This is a genomic window from Lysinibacillus sp. C5.1 (genome assembly GCF_016350185.1).
Lineage (GTDB): Bacteria > Bacillota > Bacilli > Bacillales_A > Planococcaceae > Lysinibacillus > Lysinibacillus sphaericus.
The window spans coordinates 4,411,307-4,429,370 of the sequence record NZ_CP066226.1 but is presented as its reverse complement, the minus strand read 5'-3'; the positions used below and the strand labels follow the sequence as shown (position 1 = coordinate 4,429,370).

Here is an 18,064-nt window from a genome sequence, read left to right as displayed (position 1 = left end):
AAAAAGTGAGGGATTAAGATGAAAAACTATGAGTATATTGAAACTGGCAATACAGCGGTAGTAGATATTGATGGGAAAGATCCAGTTTTTTTAAATGAAACAGCATCTTCAATCATTAAAATGCATATTAACGGAACATCACTTGTAGACATCAAAAATAAGCTAATGAAAGAATACTCTATTCCTGAAGGCGATTTAAGTGAGTTTGAACAGCAAGTTGAGGTAACAATTAAGAACTTTGAAAATATGTTAGAGAGTGATGCGTGAGTGGAGCGTTTAAAGATAAATTTTAACTTTTTCGGTGATGTAATAAATATAGAGAGTAATGATTCGTATTTATTGAAGCAATTAGCATATATTTATAGAGAGTACGTAGATAACGATACTACAACATCAATTGCTTATTATATTAAAATTGAGAATCGCTCTTCTTATAACATTATGGTCAGTGATATGTTATCAAATGATAAACTAGTCATTCTTCATGGACCAGATGAAAATTCACTTGAAAAATGGGTTGAAGAGGCAACATTTCTCCCGCCCATTACAGTACCCTTCTTTAGAAATAAGTATTCATTTTTTCATGGGTGTGCAATTAGGGTTAATAATAAAACAATTGCTATTTTTGGCCCTAGTCGCTCAGGTAAGACGACATTAATAATGGAATTATTGGAATATGGTCATCGTTTAATTAGTGATGATTTATTAGTTATTGATAATGAAACAGGAGAGATTCTGCCTTTTAAAAAACCGATAGGCCTTAGAAATACAACAAAAGAGTATTATGAAGATAAGTTTAAACAGATAGTTGAAAAAATTCCTAGTGAAATGCCAACGTTTCATATCGAGGAAACGGGTTTAACGACAGAGTTAATTCATATTAGCGATGTTCCTGGTTGGAATTATTATGAGAATGTCAGTAAAATTGATTCAATATTTTTTGTAGATAAGCATACGGAATTAATAGATAAGCCATATGATTTTTTTGAGTTAATTAGTAATCAGGCTTGTTTAGCTGATAACCCTTTTAAAACAGTATTAAAGATCTTTAAGAACTTAAATACTACCTCTATGAGATTGAATATTCGCGACCTTAATGTGAGCGCTCAAATTTTACGAAGCATTGAGGATAAATGCTTAAGTTAAATAGGTTAAATATGTAAAGCATTGGATAATAAAAATCCCAATGCTCTTTTTTTAATCTAAATTTATAGATGATTCTTTTTTTGGCTATGTAGTCATTAAATAAAATAGATAGAGCCTTTTGTAAAACGAAGGGAGAGGAAGAGATGCATCTCTTTATAGAGAATATAAAAGATATCACTTTTTTGATAATCTTACTTTCTAGTTTTATTTACAGACGACAACTTAAATTAACGAAGTGGAAACGAAAGCTTACTAAAGGTGAAATGTTGATGTATTTTCTTACATCTATCGCACTTCCTATTTATGGGGTTATCTATTGTGTGCAGCTTTTGGCAACATAGCAATGATGTATAGGAAAAGGACAATAAAAGTAGCTGGAGAGAAACATGTCTGTTTTTCTTCGGCTACTAATTTTTATGCCTTTATTCATTACGATTTTTCAATAATACATACAAAAGGAAAAAATAAACATCCTAATTATTCTAAAAATATATTGAAATTCATGCTTTACATAATTATAATGATAATGATTATCATTATCGGTTATTTAATTATTTGATTGGAGGAAAATTATAGTGAACTCTATTAAATTTATAAGTTTTAGAAAGATGGTCATGTTTTTAGTGTTGTTATTTGCATTGGTGTTAGTCGGATGTGGAAATAAGGAATCTGAAGATGCTTCGAATGCGGATGACAATAATACAACGCAAGAAAGTAGTACTGAAAATAGCAGTCGAGAAGTTACACATTCCTTGGGTACAACAACAATCGAAGGGACACCTACGAAAATCGTTACGCTTTATCAAGGTGCTACGGATGTTGCTGTAGCGATGGGCATCAAACCTGTAGGAGTTGTAGAATCTTGGGCAGATACACCATATTATGAATATTTACAAAAGGACTTAGAAGGTATTCCTCTTTTAGGGGAAGAAACACAGCCTAACTTAGAGGAAATTGCAAAACTTCAGCCGGATTTAATTATTGCTTCGAAAAATCGTCATGAGGAAATTTATGAACAATTATCACAAATCGCACCGACAGTTGTTCATCAAGATGTATTTGATTTTAAAGGGACAATCAATTTAATCGGAGAATCGACTGGTAAAGAAGATAAAGCAAAAGAATTACTTGCAGAATGGGAAAGTCGTGTAGCTGATTTCCAAACAAAAATTAAAGATAAGCTAGGGGATAAATGGCCAATTAGTGCTTCGGTTGTCAATTTTAGAGCTGACCACGCACGTGTTTATCCAGCCGGTTATGCAGGTGAAATTTTAACAGAGCTTGGCTTTAAAGGACCAAAAAATATAACGGAAAATCCGCTACCTATCGTTTTAAGGTTTACAGATAAAGAAAGCATTCCGCAAATGGATGCAGATGTCATTTATATGTTTTATATCGAAGATGAAGCAACGAAAAAAACATTAGAAGAATGGACAAGCCATCCATTATGGAAAGAGCTTGAAGCGGTTAAAAATGACCAAGTATATCGTGTGGAAGAGGTGTACTGGAATTTTGCAGGTGGTATTTTAAGTGCACATATTATGTTGGATGATATTTATGACAGATTTGAGCTAGAAAAGTAAGAAAGCAGATATAGTCGATTAAGGTATCGCAAGGAATGCTATTCTTTGCATCAAAAAGGGGGCTCTAAAGCGATGAGCCCCTTCATTTCTAAATAATGCTTCATCTATTGTATATGGGAAGATGCAAGAGGTGGCTAGAAAAAGACATAAATAAGGTTAAGAAAGTAGGAGTTCAATGCAAAATTTGCTTACCAGTACCTCAATGAAAAAAAGTGTCTTTATTATTTGTTGTGTGTTGCTGATAGTGGCATTTATGTTAAGTGTAGCTCTTGGTCAAACATCAATTCCATTTCGATTAGTGTATGATGCTTTTTTCAACTATGATGCATCAAATGCGGAGCATGTAATCATTCGGACATCTCGTTTCACTAGAGCTGTAGTTGCTACTGTAGTTGGAGCAAGTCTTGCAATAGCAGGGGCTTTAATGCGTGCTTTGACGAGAAATCCTTTAGCCGCACCAGATATTTTAGGTGTTAACGCAGGCGCATTATTTTTTATTGTTTGTGCTATTACATTTTTTTCTATGGACTCGTTAATCCATTATATGTGGGTTGCTTTTTTAGGAGCTGGTGTTGCGGGTGTTCTTGTGTTTTTCTTAGGGTCTTTAGGAAGAGACGGCTTAACGCCAATCAAAATTGTGCTAGCGGGTGCTGCTATTTCGGCATTATTTGTCTCATTTACACAGGGATTGTTGGTGATCGATGAGCAGGGCATACAAAGTGTGCTTTTTTGGCTTGCGGGTTCTGTTTCAGGGAGAGATTTGAATATGTTATTACCTGTATTACCATTCATCGTAATAGGTAGCAGTGTGGCCTTTTTAATGGGGCGTTCCATCAATATTTTGCAGTCAGGAGATGATATTGCGAAAGGCTTAGGGCAACGCACGATTTTAACAAAGGTTGTTATGGGTATTATTGTTATCTTGCTTGCTGGGGGATCAGTCGCAGTTGCTGGCTCCATTGGCTTTATCGGCTTAATCGTGCCTCATATGGCGATGGGCTTAGTAGGTACAGATTATCGCTGGATAATTCCGTTTAGTGCAGTCATTGGTTCAACATTATTACTGTTGGCAGATATTGCAGCTCGCTTTGTGATTATGCCGTTAGAAATGCCCATCGGTGTTATGACAGCATTTATTGGTGCACCCTTCTTCATTTATATAGCGCGAAGGGGGTTAGCGAAAAATGCATAATTATATAACGGTAAGAACGAAATCAAATAAAATATCTTTTCAACTATCAAAAAAAGTAGCAATGGTTACTATCCTTCTTTGTATATTGCTATGCGGCATGATTATGCTTGCGCTTTCGGTAGGGAGTGATTTTATACATCCAGTGACTGTACTAAAGGAATTGTTTGGCTACGGTACAGGTGAATATCTATTTACAATCCAAACGTTACGACTTCCTAGAGTATTGCTTGCCGTGCTAGTTGGGATGGCGCTTGCTGTATCAGGGTTAATATTACAGGGCATTATTCGAAATCCTTTAGCTGCACCGGATATTATAGGTGTAACAAGTGGTGCATCAGTAGGTGCAATGTTATTTCTTACGTATGCAACGGTGAGCATACACTACTTACCATTAGCAGCCATTATAGGAGCGGGAGTAGTATCGGCTATTATCTATCTCTTGTCTTGGAATAAGGGTGTCACACCTATACGAATGGTGTTAATCGGTATTGGGATTTCGGCACTTACGAAAGGGATAGTGACAATGCTAATTGTCATGGGTGAAGAAGTACGCACAACAAGAGCTTACATATGGCTTACAGGTAGTTTGTATGGGGCCAATATGCAGGATGTTTACTTATTACTCCCATGGGTGATTGTTTTAAGTATCTTCACTTTTGTCATGGCAAGAGTCATTAATGTAAAAGAATTAGGTGATGATGTTGCAGTAGGTGTAGGAGTTAAAGTACAAGTTTACCGAGTATTGTTCTTGTTGATTAGTGTTATGTTAGCTGGCACAGCCGTTGCCTTTGTAGGAGGAATAGCATTCGTCGGATTAGTAGCACCTCATATTAGTAGAATGCTGGTAGGCCGTTCATTTGCCGCACTTATTCCGATTTCTGCAATGGTCGGAGCCATTATCGTAATTTTTGCAGACATTGTTGGTCGTACACTATTTTTGCCAAAAGATTTACCAGCAGGTGTATTTACTGCTGCAATTGGTGCGCCATTTTTTATTTATTTACTGTTCCGTACAAGAAATCAACATTCATAACACGTTTAGAAATGAACGATACATAAGGAACATTTATATATAGATTCTTATGTAGCAGTACAATATGAGAAAGAGGTGTAACAATTTTGAATAATGTACTAGAGGCGAATGCATTAACAGTTACCTATGGGAATGCCAACATACTTGAGGATTTACATTTACAAATACCAAAGGGGAAAATTACAGTTTTAGTTGGTGCAAATGGCTGTGGCAAATCAACATTATTACGGACATTTGCACGCCTAATTAAACCGAAAGATGGACATGTATTATTAGACGGTGAAAAAATACGAGATTTATCGACAAAAGCAGTTGCGAAACGATTAGCGATATTGCCACAAGGACCAATAGCGCCTGAAGGATTAACAGTTTTACAATTGATTAAACAAGGTCGGTACCCGCATCAAAGCTGGATCAAGCAATGGTCAAAAGAAGACGAGCAGATTGTCAATCAAGCATTGGAAGCAACACAGATGACATCATTTGCGAATAGCCCTGTCAATGCATTATCTGGAGGTCAACGCCAGCGGGCATGGATTGCAATGACATTGGCACAAAAGACAGACTTGATTTTATTGGATGAGCCAACGACTTACTTAGATATGGCACACCAAGTAGAAATTTTAGATTTATTGTTCGATTTAAATAGCAAAGAAAATCGTACGGTTGTTATGGTTTTGCATGACTTAAATTTAGCTTGTCGTTATGCCCATCATATCGTGGCAGTGCGCGATAAAAAAATTTATGCACAAGGAAGGCCAGAGGATATTATAACAATTGATTTAGTGAAGGATGTATTTGGCATGGGTTGCACGATTATGAACGATCCTCTTTTTGGCACACCTTTATGTGTACCGCATGGAAAGGGCATCAAGTGCTGTCTTAGAGCCTAAGCAGGAGGAACTTTTATGGTAAATGTACCGAATGATAACCGACTAACGCCGACAGATATTGCTATTCTAACAGAGAACTATCGTTTTACGGAGACAAATTTGCCTGCTTCGCCCTATTCAATTTCATCCAAGAATTTGCTGTGTGGAGAGCACTGTCGTCAATATCTACAAACCATTTCGCCAATTTTTAATTCTACTTCTTTAATCACTACAGCTTCTTTATTCGGAAAGCGCTATAGCGTATTAACAATGGCGGCACCTCTGTTTGCTATGTCGATGCTCCAAAAGGGGATAAATGCGTCGATTGACAATGTTCGTGTGGAGTCAAGCTATCAGGAAGATTTATGGCTCCCAAAAATAGCATTGGTTGATGCACAAGTGTTTCTACCCATAAGCAGAGCGGAATGGAGAGATCAAATCCTCCAATCGTTATTTGCGGATAATATAACAAAGGTATGGAAGGCGCTGTCGACTACAGCTAAAGTTTCAAAAGCGGTTTTATGGGAGCATGCGGCTATGTATGTGCACTGGTTTTATGAAACGCAATTTCGCCAAGGGGCAAGTGAAAGGGAAATCGCCTTTTTAGAAGAAGACTATCAGTACATTATGACGGAAGCTCCAGGTGAAATTTTTGGCGAACGTAAAAATCCGTTTACGCGATATAATACGCCAAAGGTTATGACTAGAGGCACCGACAAGCCTATAAGACTACGTAAAACTTGCTGTTATTATTATTTAACCTCTGAAGAAGAACATGATTATTGTATATCATGCCCCAAAATGCCAACGTAAAATAAATGGTTTTCGGCTCTATTGTAGAGTGAATGAAACTTTCCTTTCTTTAAAAGTCGATAATTGATGCTAAGGCACAAGAAAAATGCCACCTTGTGCCCGTGCATTAATTATAGCAAGTAAGCGTTGTAATCCCCAAATTCCTTGAATTTAACCATGCATTAATAGTAAGAGTTTTCTTTCCCCTCCTAAATTGTGGATTATTTTTTAACATTAACTTGTAAATTGAAGCATACATTGTTATCATATAATTGATAATGATAATCGTTCTCAATTATTTTCCCGTGGGAGGAGTAGGTTTGACACAACAGCAAATAAGCAATTTACAAAATCAAATCATTATACAGAAAGCAAAGGAAATGGGCATAGTTTGTACACCATTACTTGCAGATTGTGAGGATTTTTTAGAGCTAACTTATAAAGACAAAACAGTTATTATCAATAAATCAAGGTCTCATCAGTTGTTGTTGATAAGCGGATTGTTAGCACAAAATAAGGAAGCAACAAACAAATTATTAGCAAGAAATAAACTACCTATTACCGATACGCTTATCGTAGAGGAAGTTGGAGAACCAGCTATTCAATTTTTAACAAAGAATAAAACGGTTGTAGTGAAACCTATTAATGCTAAATGTAGTTTAGGTGTAACCATTGGCATTAAAACGCTAGAGCAATTAGAGCAAGCAGTGATAGTTGCTAAACAATATAGTCAAAAGATTATGCTTCAAAGATATGTAGTTGGACATGATTATCGCGTGTTAGTAATAGATGGTGAGATGATTGGTGTTTTAGAATATCGATCAGCTTTTATAGAAGGTGACGGCTATTCGACTATTCGTCAATTGCTAGAGAATTTAAAAGATAAGCAATTGAAAAAAAACACGCTTGAGCCTGAAAATGATCAAGCAATCGAAGCGGAATCGATAGACTTGCAAAATATATTACATCGGAATGGGCTTACGCTTGATGATGTTTTAGTAAAGGGTCAACAAGTAGAGTTATTTGTGGATGACAATATGTTAGTAACGGACTTTTATGATGTTATAACAGATCGCACAGCAGATATTTGTCCTGAAAATATTGAGATGGCGATTCGTGCAGCCAAAGCATTGCAAATTGACGTGGCAGGCATCGACATTCGATGTTTACATATTGATAAACCGTTAGATCAAACAAATGGCGTCATTTTAGAAGTAAATGCCTTGCCAGATTTGGTGGACCCCTCTAATTATTTTGCAAAGAGTACTAAAAATGCAGCTCAATCATATTTAACCTATCTATTAGAAATAGAAAAGGAGCAGTGACAACATGGCAACAGAGAATGTTCAAGAAGAATATTTGTTGTTTCAAAGGGAGCGTGAATCAAATGCACGAGCATATTCGCGACATTTCCCATTTATTTTACAAAAAGCACAAGGTGTGGTTGTGACAGATGTAGCAGGCAAACAGTATTATGATTGTTTAGCTGGAGCGGGTACATTGGCCTTAGGGCATAATCATGATGTCATCATAGCAGCTATCAGGGAAGTATTGGATCAACAAATACCACTTCATACATTAGATTTAGCAACACCGTTAAAAATAGAGTTTATGAAAGAAATCTTCTCGGCATTGCCAGCGGAAATGAAACATACCGCAAAAATACAATTTTGTGGCCCGACTGGCGCAGATGCGGTCGAAGCGGCTATTAAATTAGTGAAACATGCTACAAAAGGCAAATCTATTTTAGCTTTTCAAGGGGGATATCATGGCTCCACACAAGCAACTATGTCCATGAGCGGTAATCTATCTAAAAAACAGCATTTGCAAAGCTTACTGCCAGATGTACATTTTCTACCTTTCCCCTATGAATTTAGATGCCCATTTGGTGTGGGAAATGGTATGACTGCAACGATTAGTGCACAATATATCGAACATTTATTGGATGATTGTGAAAGTGGTGTAGCTAATCCATGCTGTGTAATTGTAGAAACGGTGCAAGGAGAGGGAGGTGTTATTCCAGCGGATGTAATTTGGCTACAGCAATTGCGAAAAATAACTGCAGAACGAAATATCCCATTAATTATTGACGAAGTACAAGCAGGGATAGGGAGGACTGGGAAGATGTTTTCATTTGAGCATGCGGGCATTATTCCAGATGTAATTATATGCTCAAAAGCGATTGGTGGTAGTTTGCCAATGTCTGTCGTCATTTATCAGGAAGCTTTAGATCAATGGCAGGCAGGTGCGCATACAGGCACTTTCCGAGGAAATCAATTAGCAATGGCAACGGGATTAGCAACATTAAAATATGTGCGCGAACAGCGTGTATTGCAAAATGTTGAAGAAAGAAGTGCTCAATTTTTTGAAGGGTTGCAACAATTGCGACGATTGTACAGTGAAATTGGCGATGTGCGTGGAAGAGGATTAATGATAGGTGTAGAAATTGTTAATCCTAATAAGTCGTTCGATCGTCTTGGACACTATCCTCCAGATGGCGAATTAGCCGCTATGATTCAGAAAAAGTGCTTTGAAAATGGATTAATTATTGAAGTGGGTGGACGTAAGGGGGCAGTACTAAGATTTTTACCACCTCTTATCATCAATAAAACTGAAACTGAAAAAGTATTAGATATATTTGCCGAGTCTGTACAACAAGCGGTTGAGCTGTATGCATTATGTTAAACATTCAAGCTATGAAGAAACATTCAGCCTTACTTGCCGTTTTTATCGCTGCCTTTTCACTCGTACTTACAAATAGTTCCTTTAATATTTTATTACCGAGCTTTATGCAGCTATATGGCATTAGTGCAAGTTCGGCAGGTTGGGTCATTTTGGCATATCTATTGTCAATGACCATTACTATGCCTCTTACACCATTAGTCGTAGACCGCTTAGGTAGGAAAAGGGCGTATATTGCGGGTGTTGCAATATACGGACTTTCTTCTATCATAGGTGGATTATTCGATCAATATGTTCAAGTGGTGTTGATTGTCCGCAGTCTTCATGGCATTGCAGGTGGCATCATGATTCCACTATCCCTTAGTTTATTGTTTGATGTTTACGAGAAAGAAGTCCATGGACGAGTGGCGGGGATTTGGGGAATACAGCTAACAGTAGCGTCTATTATTGGTCCAACTGTTGGAGGGCTTATTATTCAATTTGGTCAATTACAATATCTATTTTGGCTGAATGTTCCTTTTGCCATCGTATCGTTATGTCTATGTGCTACTCAAATTAATTCATATCAAGTTATGCGCAAAAAAGAGATAGATTTGTTTGGCATTTTTTACATGGTACTAAGTATTTTAATGCTAAGTGTCAGCATTCAACTGTTTTTAAAGCAGGTTCTTCCTACGTGGCTAGTAGTCATGATGCTAGTAGGTGGTTTGCTTTTATTAATTCGATTTATTCAGTTAGAAAATAAGAAAATCGAGCCGCTATTAAATTATAAGTTATTACAACGCAAAACAATTTTCGCCATCACAGTGCTAATTGCTGCAATACAAGATGTCGTGATGCTTGGGGCAGTTTTTGTATTGCCACTACTATTTCAGGAAGTATATCAACTCCCGTCTTCCGCGGTAGGTGCGATGTTCATTCCGACAGCCATTTTTACAAGTTTGTTTATGTGGTTGGGAGGACATTGGATGGATAAAGGGAAATCTAAAAATTTTATAGTAGTCGGCATCGTGATTGTCGCCATATCTATTATATCCTTTTCCTTTTTACCAAAGTCTGTATCCATATTCGTATTGATTTTGTTGATGATTGGCAGGGGGATAGGCGGAGGTCTTTCGAATATGACTGTCACAACAATTGGTCTTCATACACTTTCACAAGAGGAGTTACACGAAGGCTCAGCTTTAGCTAGTACGATTGAACGCTTTTCTTCGTCGTTTGCAGTCATGTTATTAACGATTTATTATGACTTCAGATGGAGCATGTTAATAAATGCAGGTCTTTCTGTAGCAGACGCAAAATGGATGGCAATCAAAGAAGAATGTGTGATTTTAGGGAGCATCATGTTGGTTACTGTTCCTTTTGTATTATATATAACAAGAAAGAGAGTTGACATTGGTGTTCATTAAAGAAGGAGCTTTGCAAAGTCATCATGAAAAGCAAGCCGCTATTTATAGTTGTAAAGTGTTGTTAAATTGTTATTTGCGAGAATGCTGTGAAGATCAAAGAAAGCTATTGAAGGTTAATAGGCAGGATCATACATTTTCTCTACATTTTCAAGCAAGTCACGAAACGATTATTGGCAAGTTTACTTTTTATTCGCCGAATGGTGAGCATGAATATGCATATTTTTCCTTGCAAAATGGCCAAGCTTTAACCTTGACCTTCCTTGCTTCATTAATTGTTCAGGAATACTTGCAACACAATAAAGCCATCACACATGACCATGTACAAAATTTTATAGCTAGAGTGGAAAATAGTTATCAAAACATGGCTGTATTTTTGAAACATGCGACAAGCAGCCTTATTAACGACTACTTGTCTTCTGAACAATCACTCCTATATGGTCATCCTTTCCATCCATATCCCAAAAACACGGTGGGCTTTACATCACAGGAAGTAGCGACCTATTGCCCAGAATTACGTACTTCATTTCCGCTTTGTTACCTTGCTGTTCGATATGACATCTTTCAAGAAACGTGGGTTACTGAAAGTGCAGCGCATGAATTTTTGCAAAAGTTTGAATACGATATTCGCCAGCAATTAAAATTTGATGATGATAATTATCGCATATTGCCGATGCATCCTTGGCAATATGCTTATGTGCAAACATTAGAGGCAGTGCAAGAATTTGAAAGACAACAAAAAATAAGATTTTTGGGAAGTAGCGGTCCTGTTTGTTATCCAACATCATCTGTTCGAACAGTCTATATTCCACAATTTAAATGTAATTTGAAGTTGTCTCTGTCAATTCAAATTACCAATATGCTTAGGGTTAATAGCCAGGAGCAAATGACAAGAACTCTAGATGCGGCGCATTATTTGTTAGCACATGATTGTTTTGTAGAAGAGCACTATACAAAGGTTCTTTATGAAACAGGTGTCTGTACGTGCCGTTTTGAGGAGGAAGCATTAACAGCTTTATTTACGATGGCTTATCGACCAATGGTGCTAGACGAAAAATCAACCTATGTTGTTGCTAGTTTAGTAGAAGCGCCCATTCAAGGGAAGCCTTGTCGACTTTATGAATGGTTGAAAGGACAGAATGTAGAGCAATGGTTCCGACAATATATAACGATTTCTTTATTGCCAATTGTTAGACTCGCGGATAAAAAGGGCATTCACTTTGAAGCGCATTTACAAAATACGCTTATAACGCTTCGGGATGGTAAACCACATATTTTTTGGATACGGGATTTAGAAGGCGTAAGTATCGAACAAGAAAAAGTAGCTACACATAGACAAGCACAGGGACCCTTGTTTTATGAAAAAGAACAGGCGTGGTCAAGGACAAAATATTATTTCATGGTAAATCATCTAGGGTCATTTATACATGCGCTTGCAAGAGATTTTCAGTTAAGTGAAGCCCATTTTTGGCACATTGTACGAGAAATGCTACTTGAAGAATGGGAACAAACACAGAATGAGCTAGTAGCCCATCTGTTAACGACAGCTGTATTTTATGCTAAGAAAAATTTGTATAGCTGTTTAGTTGGCAAAAGTGAAACACCAGAATATGTTGCAGTTAAAAATGCTTTGTATAAGGGGAATGAATTGTATGAAATTGATGACAGCTTTCATGCCAGTAAGTGAAGCATCCTATAAGACAGTACAGGAGAGATTGAAGTGCCAAACATTAGAGGCATTGCTTTTTGAAGAAATTATTCCAGTAACGAAAAATGGAAAACATTATAGCTTCCAAGGACAAAATGTTCAAGGAGAGACGGTCCTTTATACATGTGAAGTAGTAGAAAAATGGTCATTCGGTCGAGTGAAAGTGAAACCGAATTCCATTCAAAGAGACGGAGATACCAATGTAAGTATCTATACTTTTCTGGAAGAAGTCGTTCAGCAGACGTTAGACGGTCAGCATACAAAGACATTTGTTCAGGAGTTATTGGAGACCTTTGTGAAGGATAGTCAGGCAAAGAGCAATCAGCCACCGTCTATACCGGCAGAGGATTTGCACTATGAGGCGTTGGAAAGCCACATGATTGATGGTCATCCGTATCATCCAAGCTATAAATCCCGAGTTGGTTTTACTTTGGCAGATAATCATTTGTATGGTCCTGAATTTAATCAGGATATAGCGTTAACTTGGCTTGCTGTTCGTCGGCATTTTGTAGATATTGCCGTATTAGAACCAACTGCAATCAATGAAATGTATCAGCATCATTTACAGCCAGAGGAGTTAGCACATTTTACACAACAATTACGAGCGCAAATAGATGAAGATGAACAAGCTTATGTTTTTCTCCCCGTTCATCCGTGGCAATTTGAACATATTATAGCGACCGTATTTTACCCACAAATCGCTGATAAGACGATTATTATATTAGGGAAATCGGAAAGCTCATATCGATCACAGCAATCCATTCGCTCGTTATCAAATCGCCATAGTGCACAAGCGAGTTATTTAAAATTACCTCTTAGCATTACAAATACATCTACTAGCCGTATTTTAGCGCATCATACGACACAAAATGCGCCTATTATTAGCGCTTGGCTAGATCGAATTATTAAAAGTGATGAATACTTGAAAAATTGCCAGTTTGAAATTTTAAAAGAGACAATCGGGGTATCTTTCCGCTATCAAAAATTATCTGTTATGCAATATGCAGTGGCTTATGGAACATTAGGCGTCATCCATCGGGAAAATATTGCACAATATTTGCAAGAGGATGAACAAGCGTGGCCATTAAATGCATTGATGCATAAGCAAAAAAATGGCGAGGCGTTTATTCAGCAGGCGATTGCATTGTATGGGGTAGAAAAATGGAGCCGAGCCTTAATCGAAACGCTTGTAACGCCAATTGTTCATTTACTCTATGTCCACGGAATTGCGTTAGAATCTCATGCGCAAAATATTATTCTCGTATTAAAAAATAATTTTCCGCATCGAATCATTATTAAGGACTTACATGATGGTGTGAGGTTTTGTTCTTCAGAGCTCCTTCATCCGGAATGGGAGCCAAAGTTAAATCCAGAGCCAGCCACACATCGACAATTTAATCGGTATTCATTTTTAAAAACAGCTAAAGTTTCAGAAGTTAGAGATTATACATTCGATGCTTTCTTCTTTATCTGTATGACTGAACTTTGTTTTACGCTTGAGGAGTTTGGATTGCGGGAAGAGGATTTTTGGCGCACCTGTACGGAAGTTATTTTAGCTTATCAGCAACAACATCCTCAATATAAAGACCGTTTTCAAACGTTTGATTTATTTGCAGCGGATGCTTTAATCGAGGAAATGACAAAAAGACGTATTTATGGTGATCAAACATTGTATTTTAGAAAGGCTCAAAATCCTTTACTACAGGCATTGGAGTTTTTGAAAAATGAAGAGAAATAACTTGAAGGATAAAATAAAACGTCATCAAACGGTATATGGGTTATTTGTTTCGATTCCTCATCCAAGTGTAATTGAATTAATTGGTCACGCTGAATTTGATTTTGTCATTATTGATTTAGAGCACACGACAATTGATTTAGAAATATTGGAAAATATGATTCGTGCTGCAGAGCTACTCGAGATAACCCCACTTGTAAGAATTGCAGAAATAGATCGTACTTCAATCTTAAAAGTATTGGATTGTGGGGCACAGGGTATTGTCATTCCACATGTAAGTTGCAAAGAGCAAGTCAAACAGGTTATTGAGTATAGTTATTATCATCCGATTGGGCATCGAAGTTTGAATAGTGGCCGCCCTGCAGCTTTTGCCAAAGAACCTTTAACTGAGTATATTGCTGCAGCCAATGAAGAAATTATGATGATTCCAATGATTGAAAGCATAGAAGGCATTCGTAATTGTAAGGATATTTTATCACTACCACAAATCGGATTTGTTTTGGAAGGAGCGGCAGATTTATCGCAATCATTAGCCGTACCTTGGCAAATTGAACATCCCCAAGTGCAGAATGCGATCGAAGCGTTATATGACATTGTAAAAACATGCCATATACCGTATGCGACTGTTTCAAGAGAGATGCATCAGCATCGACGATATGCTGACAAAGGTGTACGCATCTTTGTGTTAGGGGATGACCGAAATACAGCGTTTCGAGCATATCGACAAAAGAAAATGGACTATCAAAATATAACAGGAGGCCAATATGAGTGATTCGTTACTAGCTGTTATTCAGTCATTAAATACTAATAAAACAGCGCCTGTTTGTGCTTATATTTACGACTTAGATGGTATTCAAGCACATGTAAACCGAATGCTTGAAACTTTGCCAAAGCAAATATTTTTGTTTTATGCGATTAAAGCAAATCCTGATCAACGAATCATTAAGGCCCTTTTACCATATGTTCGTGGCTTTGAAGTTGCTTCTATCGGAGAATTAGTAAATGTGCGTGCAGTGTCTGAGGATGTACCAATCTTATTTGGCGGACCTGGAAAAAAGGATGCCGAATTGGAGATGGCTATACGCCAAAAGGTCTCATATATTCATGTTGAAAGTTTATTAGAATTACGACGTATTCAAATGCTCGCACAAAAGTTAAATAAAAAGGTCGATATTTTATTACGCATAAATTTACGTACAAATGCACTTCCTGAAACAAAAATTACGATGGGAGGTACTGCGAGTCTATTTGGCTTGGACGAGTCAGATATTCAACAAGCGGTGGCACTTGTACGACAAGACCCACTACAGCTTGTACAAATTAAAGGTTTCCATTTCCACTCATTATCGAATAATGTGCATGCATCATTGCATGTAGAAATGGTACGACTTTATGTGCAAAAAGCACTTGACTGGCAACGCTTGTATCAATTAGATGTGCAAGTACTGAATGCCGGAGGTGGATTTGGTGTTTCCTATAATGAAAATGAAGAACCATCTTTTGACTGGCAACAATTTATGTCCTTATTACAAGCTAGTGATATTTTGCAGGATTTAAATGGCATCCAACTCTTTTTTGAGCCAGGGAGATTTCTTGTTGCTGATTATGGCTTTTATGCTACAGAAATACTAGATATTAAACAGTCCCATCAACAGTATTTTGCCGTTGTAAGAGGTGGCACACATCATAATAGATTGCCAGCCTCATGGGGACATAATCAACCATTTCAGCTTTATGCTAGTGAAACGTGGACATATCCATTCCAACGACCTAGCTTGCACAATAAGAAGGTCCATCTAGTTGGGGAATTATGCACGCCAAAGGATCGATTGCACACAGATGCTTTTATGTCTTCCGTTCGTGTAGGTGATATTGTCATCTTTGAAAAATCAGGTGCATATTGTTGGACAATTTCACATCATGATTTTCTGGGTCATCCTCATCCAGCATTTTATTATATCCAAGGAGGCCATATTCAATGATTGTACAGCAAAGTGTATCAGCAAGAGAAAGAGCTACAGAAATTATTAAGATGGACTTAATGGATGCATTTTTAGTCGAGCAGTTCTTTGACGGGGATACGTATTCAAAGCAATCTCTTCAAGATGCAGCGAAAGAAATAAGTGCTTTATTTGCCCATTACCATTCGCATGAAGTAGAGGTCTACATAGGAAACTTTTGTTTTCTTGTTGAAAAAAGCTATAAGCAGGGTGAGCAATGGGTGCGTCATTCTCCTATTTATCGACAAGTGGCTGGACAGTGGCAGTTAATCGTGTCAATTGAAGAGCTTGCCAAATCCATTTTGCAGACTAGTCTCTCTGCCAAAGCCTATCAGCATCCAGCAGTGGCAGATTTTTTAAAGGGGCTACTAGTAGCTGTTGAGCAATTAACATTGAGTATAGAACAAATGAATAATTATGATGCATCGGCTCCTCAAACACCATACCAATGGCATGTCAAAGGAGAGCTGATTGCTTCGTTTCGAGATCGGCCATTTCATCCGCTTGCGAAAGCTAAAATTGGATTTTCAGCGCAAGATTATCAACAATATATGGCGGAATTTGGTCAACCCATCTCACTTCGTTGGGTCGCCATTCGTCATGATGTGGTAGTAAAAGGGAATGAGCAAACACCCATCCAATGTTTTGATTTACTTGACGAAAAACAAAAGTATGAGATAGCGCAAGAATTTGAACGACGAGGTTTACGGCAAAGTGAGTACACGATGATGCCTGTGCATCCATGGCAGTTACAAAACATTATTTTAAAAGATTTTGAGCAGGAACTAGCCGATGGAACGATTGTTATATTAACAGCAAAAGCAGGCGATTTATGTGCGACTTCATCCTTACGTTCTTTAGCATTTAATCAACCGTCTAGCAGGATGCTAAAACTACCAGTAAGTGTACTTTCTTTAGGTGCATCGAGATATTTGCCTGTTGTTAAGTTGTTAAATGGTCTAGCAGGTGAAAAGTTGCTGCGACAAGCCATTTCTTGCGACCCTATATTAACGGAAAAGGTTATTTTGTGTGAGGAACAAAATTGGTGGGGGTATATGCCTGAAACGATGGGGCTGTTTGATGACCATCCCCGTCATCTAGCGGCGCAAATACGCATTTATCCAAAGCAGCTTTTAGATGCGAACTATAAAATCATTCCGATGTCATCTTTAGCTGTAAATTTAAAAGGTCATCATTATTTAGATGAACTCTTCGGCCAAACTTTAACAAAACAGCAAGTAATAGATTTTTATACAGAAATGGTAACGATGTTTTATGAAATTGCCATGAGATTATTTAAAGTAGGGGTTTTGCCTGAAATACATGGTCAAAATTGCTGTCTGGTATTAAAGAATAATCAAATCCATCGTTTATTGTTCAGAGACCATGACTCAGTTCGTCTTCATATGCCTTATTTAGAACGCCATCATATTCAAGATCCGCAATATTATATTCGACCAGGTTATTCCAACAGCTTATATAATGAAAGTGTGGAGAAGCTGATTTTTTATATTCAATCATTAGGGACACAAGTAAATTTAGCTTCCATTATGGAGGCACTTGCACAAGTATATTCTATTTCTGAGCGAACTTTATGGTATACGACGAAGCAGGCGTTAATGAAGGCTGTAACAGTTGTTGATATTCCAGCAGCAGATAAAGTAAGGTTATGGAAAGTTTTATTTGAGCAAAAACAATGGCCAGTAAAACTGATTATTCGACCGCTGTTAGAGGCGGATGGTGTGCCAGGAGCGATGCCTTCTGGAAAAGGGCAAGGGTATAATCCATTTTGGAATTTATAAAGTGCATTATATTGCTGAAAATTGGTTGAGGTTTTGCATATTCTCCTACGATTGGGTACATTTTGACAATAAGTTGCATAGAATAATTTTAGAATCTGTGAGAGGATTGAGAA

Annotated in this window: 15 protein-coding genes; all 15 read left to right on the top strand. The window is 37.4% G+C overall.

Annotated features, from left to right (window positions below):
* Positions 1 to 18: 18 nt before the first annotated feature.
* The 15 genes from I5435_RS21770 (at position 19) to I5435_RS21700 (ending at position 17,951) form a co-directional block, all read left to right on the top strand.
* Positions 19 to 267, top strand: coding sequence for a hypothetical protein (locus tag I5435_RS21770; RefSeq protein WP_024364034.1), 249 nt, complete (start codon positions 19 to 21; stop codon positions 265 to 267).
* Positions 268 to 1,146, top strand: a complete 879-nt coding sequence (locus tag I5435_RS21765; RefSeq protein WP_025220807.1) for a phosphoenolpyruvate carboxykinase (ATP) — start codon at positions 268 to 270, stop codon at positions 1,144 to 1,146.
* A 608-nt stretch (positions 1,147 to 1,754) separates the two neighbouring features.
* Positions 1,755 to 2,729 carry an ABC transporter substrate-binding protein gene (locus I5435_RS21760; protein ID WP_038510681.1) on the top strand — a complete coding sequence of 325 codons (975 nt, stop codon included), beginning with the start codon at positions 1,755 to 1,757 and terminating at the stop codon, positions 2,727 to 2,729.
* Between the two features lie 175 nt (positions 2,730 to 2,904).
* Positions 2,905 to 3,921, top strand: coding sequence for a FecCD family ABC transporter permease (locus tag I5435_RS21755; RefSeq protein ID WP_024364030.1), 1,017 nt, complete (start codon positions 2,905 to 2,907; stop codon positions 3,919 to 3,921).
* A complete protein-coding gene (locus tag I5435_RS21750; RefSeq protein ID WP_024364029.1) occupies positions 3,914 to 4,954 on the top strand; it encodes a FecCD family ABC transporter permease in 1,041 nt (346 codons plus the stop codon). Before I5435_RS21755 ends, I5435_RS21750 begins: the two co-directional genes overlap by 8 nt.
* 86 nt (positions 4,955 to 5,040) lie before the next feature.
* Entirely contained in the window at positions 5,041 to 5,847 is an 807-nt protein-coding gene (locus I5435_RS21745; RefSeq protein WP_024364028.1) for an ABC transporter ATP-binding protein, read from the top strand.
* Between the two features lie 15 nt (positions 5,848 to 5,862).
* Complete coding sequence (locus I5435_RS21740; protein ID WP_337982963.1) at positions 5,863 to 6,639, top strand: IucA/IucC family C-terminal-domain containing protein; 777 nt, start codon at positions 5,863 to 5,865, stop codon at positions 6,637 to 6,639.
* Positions 6,640 to 6,938: 299 nt separating this feature from the next.
* Positions 6,939 to 7,943 carry an ATP-grasp domain-containing protein gene (locus tag I5435_RS21735; protein ID WP_337982962.1) on the top strand — a complete coding sequence of 335 codons (1,005 nt, stop codon included), beginning with the start codon at positions 6,939 to 6,941 and terminating at the stop codon, positions 7,941 to 7,943.
* Positions 7,944 to 7,947: 4 nt separating this feature from the next.
* Positions 7,948 to 9,303 (top strand): diaminobutyrate--2-oxoglutarate transaminase, encoded by a 1,356-nt coding sequence (locus tag I5435_RS21730; RefSeq protein WP_337982961.1) that lies wholly within the window; start codon positions 7,948 to 7,950, stop codon positions 9,301 to 9,303.
* Positions 9,297 to 10,709, top strand: a complete 1,413-nt coding sequence (locus I5435_RS21725) for an MFS transporter (protein ID WP_337982960.1) — start codon at positions 9,297 to 9,299, stop codon at positions 10,707 to 10,709. The genes I5435_RS21730 and I5435_RS21725 overlap by 7 nt, the downstream gene beginning before the upstream one ends.
* Entirely contained in the window at positions 10,699 to 12,393 is a 1,695-nt protein-coding gene (locus tag I5435_RS21720) for an IucA/IucC family protein (RefSeq protein WP_337982959.1), read from the top strand. The genes I5435_RS21725 and I5435_RS21720 overlap by 11 nt, the downstream gene beginning before the upstream one ends.
* Complete coding sequence (locus tag I5435_RS21715) at positions 12,359 to 14,152, top strand: IucA/IucC family protein (protein WP_337982958.1); 1,794 nt, start codon at positions 12,359 to 12,361, stop codon at positions 14,150 to 14,152. Before I5435_RS21720 ends, I5435_RS21715 begins: the two co-directional genes overlap by 35 nt.
* Positions 14,139 to 14,921, top strand: a complete 783-nt coding sequence (locus I5435_RS21710; protein WP_337982957.1) for an HpcH/HpaI aldolase family protein — start codon at positions 14,139 to 14,141, stop codon at positions 14,919 to 14,921. The genes I5435_RS21715 and I5435_RS21710 overlap by 14 nt, the downstream gene beginning before the upstream one ends.
* Positions 14,914 to 16,131 (top strand): type III PLP-dependent enzyme, encoded by a 1,218-nt coding sequence (locus I5435_RS21705; RefSeq protein WP_337982956.1) that lies wholly within the window; start codon positions 14,914 to 14,916, stop codon positions 16,129 to 16,131. Before I5435_RS21710 ends, I5435_RS21705 begins: the two co-directional genes overlap by 8 nt.
* Positions 16,128 to 17,951, top strand: a complete 1,824-nt coding sequence (locus I5435_RS21700; RefSeq protein ID WP_337982955.1) for an IucA/IucC family protein — start codon at positions 16,128 to 16,130, stop codon at positions 17,949 to 17,951. Before I5435_RS21705 ends, I5435_RS21700 begins: the two co-directional genes overlap by 4 nt.
* Positions 17,952 to 18,064 lie beyond the last annotated feature (113 nt).

Coding starts and splice junctions, on each gene's coding strand:
- I5435_RS21770 (WP_024364034.1), top strand. CDS start 19: ATGAAAAACTATGAGTATATTGAAACTGGCAATACAGCGGTAGTAGAT.
- I5435_RS21760 (WP_038510681.1), top strand. CDS start 1,755: ATGGTCATGTTTTTAGTGTTGTTATTTGCATTGGTGTTAGTCGGATGT.
- I5435_RS21755 (WP_024364030.1), top strand. CDS start 2,905: ATGCAAAATTTGCTTACCAGTACCTCAATGAAAAAAAGTGTCTTTATT.
- I5435_RS21750 (WP_024364029.1), top strand. CDS start 3,914: ATGCATAATTATATAACGGTAAGAACGAAATCAAATAAAATATCTTTT.
- I5435_RS21740 (WP_337982963.1), top strand. CDS start 5,863: ATGGTAAATGTACCGAATGATAACCGACTAACGCCGACAGATATTGCT.
- I5435_RS21730 (WP_337982961.1), top strand. CDS start 7,948: ATGGCAACAGAGAATGTTCAAGAAGAATATTTGTTGTTTCAAAGGGAG.
- I5435_RS21725 (WP_337982960.1), top strand. CDS start 9,297: ATGTTAAACATTCAAGCTATGAAGAAACATTCAGCCTTACTTGCCGTT.
- I5435_RS21715 (WP_337982958.1), top strand. CDS start 12,359: ATGAAATTGATGACAGCTTTCATGCCAGTAAGTGAAGCATCCTATAAG.
- I5435_RS21710 (WP_337982957.1), top strand. CDS start 14,139: ATGAAGAGAAATAACTTGAAGGATAAAATAAAACGTCATCAAACGGTA.
- I5435_RS21705 (WP_337982956.1), top strand. CDS start 14,914: ATGAGTGATTCGTTACTAGCTGTTATTCAGTCATTAAATACTAATAAA.
- I5435_RS21700 (WP_337982955.1), top strand. CDS start 16,128: ATGATTGTACAGCAAAGTGTATCAGCAAGAGAAAGAGCTACAGAAATT.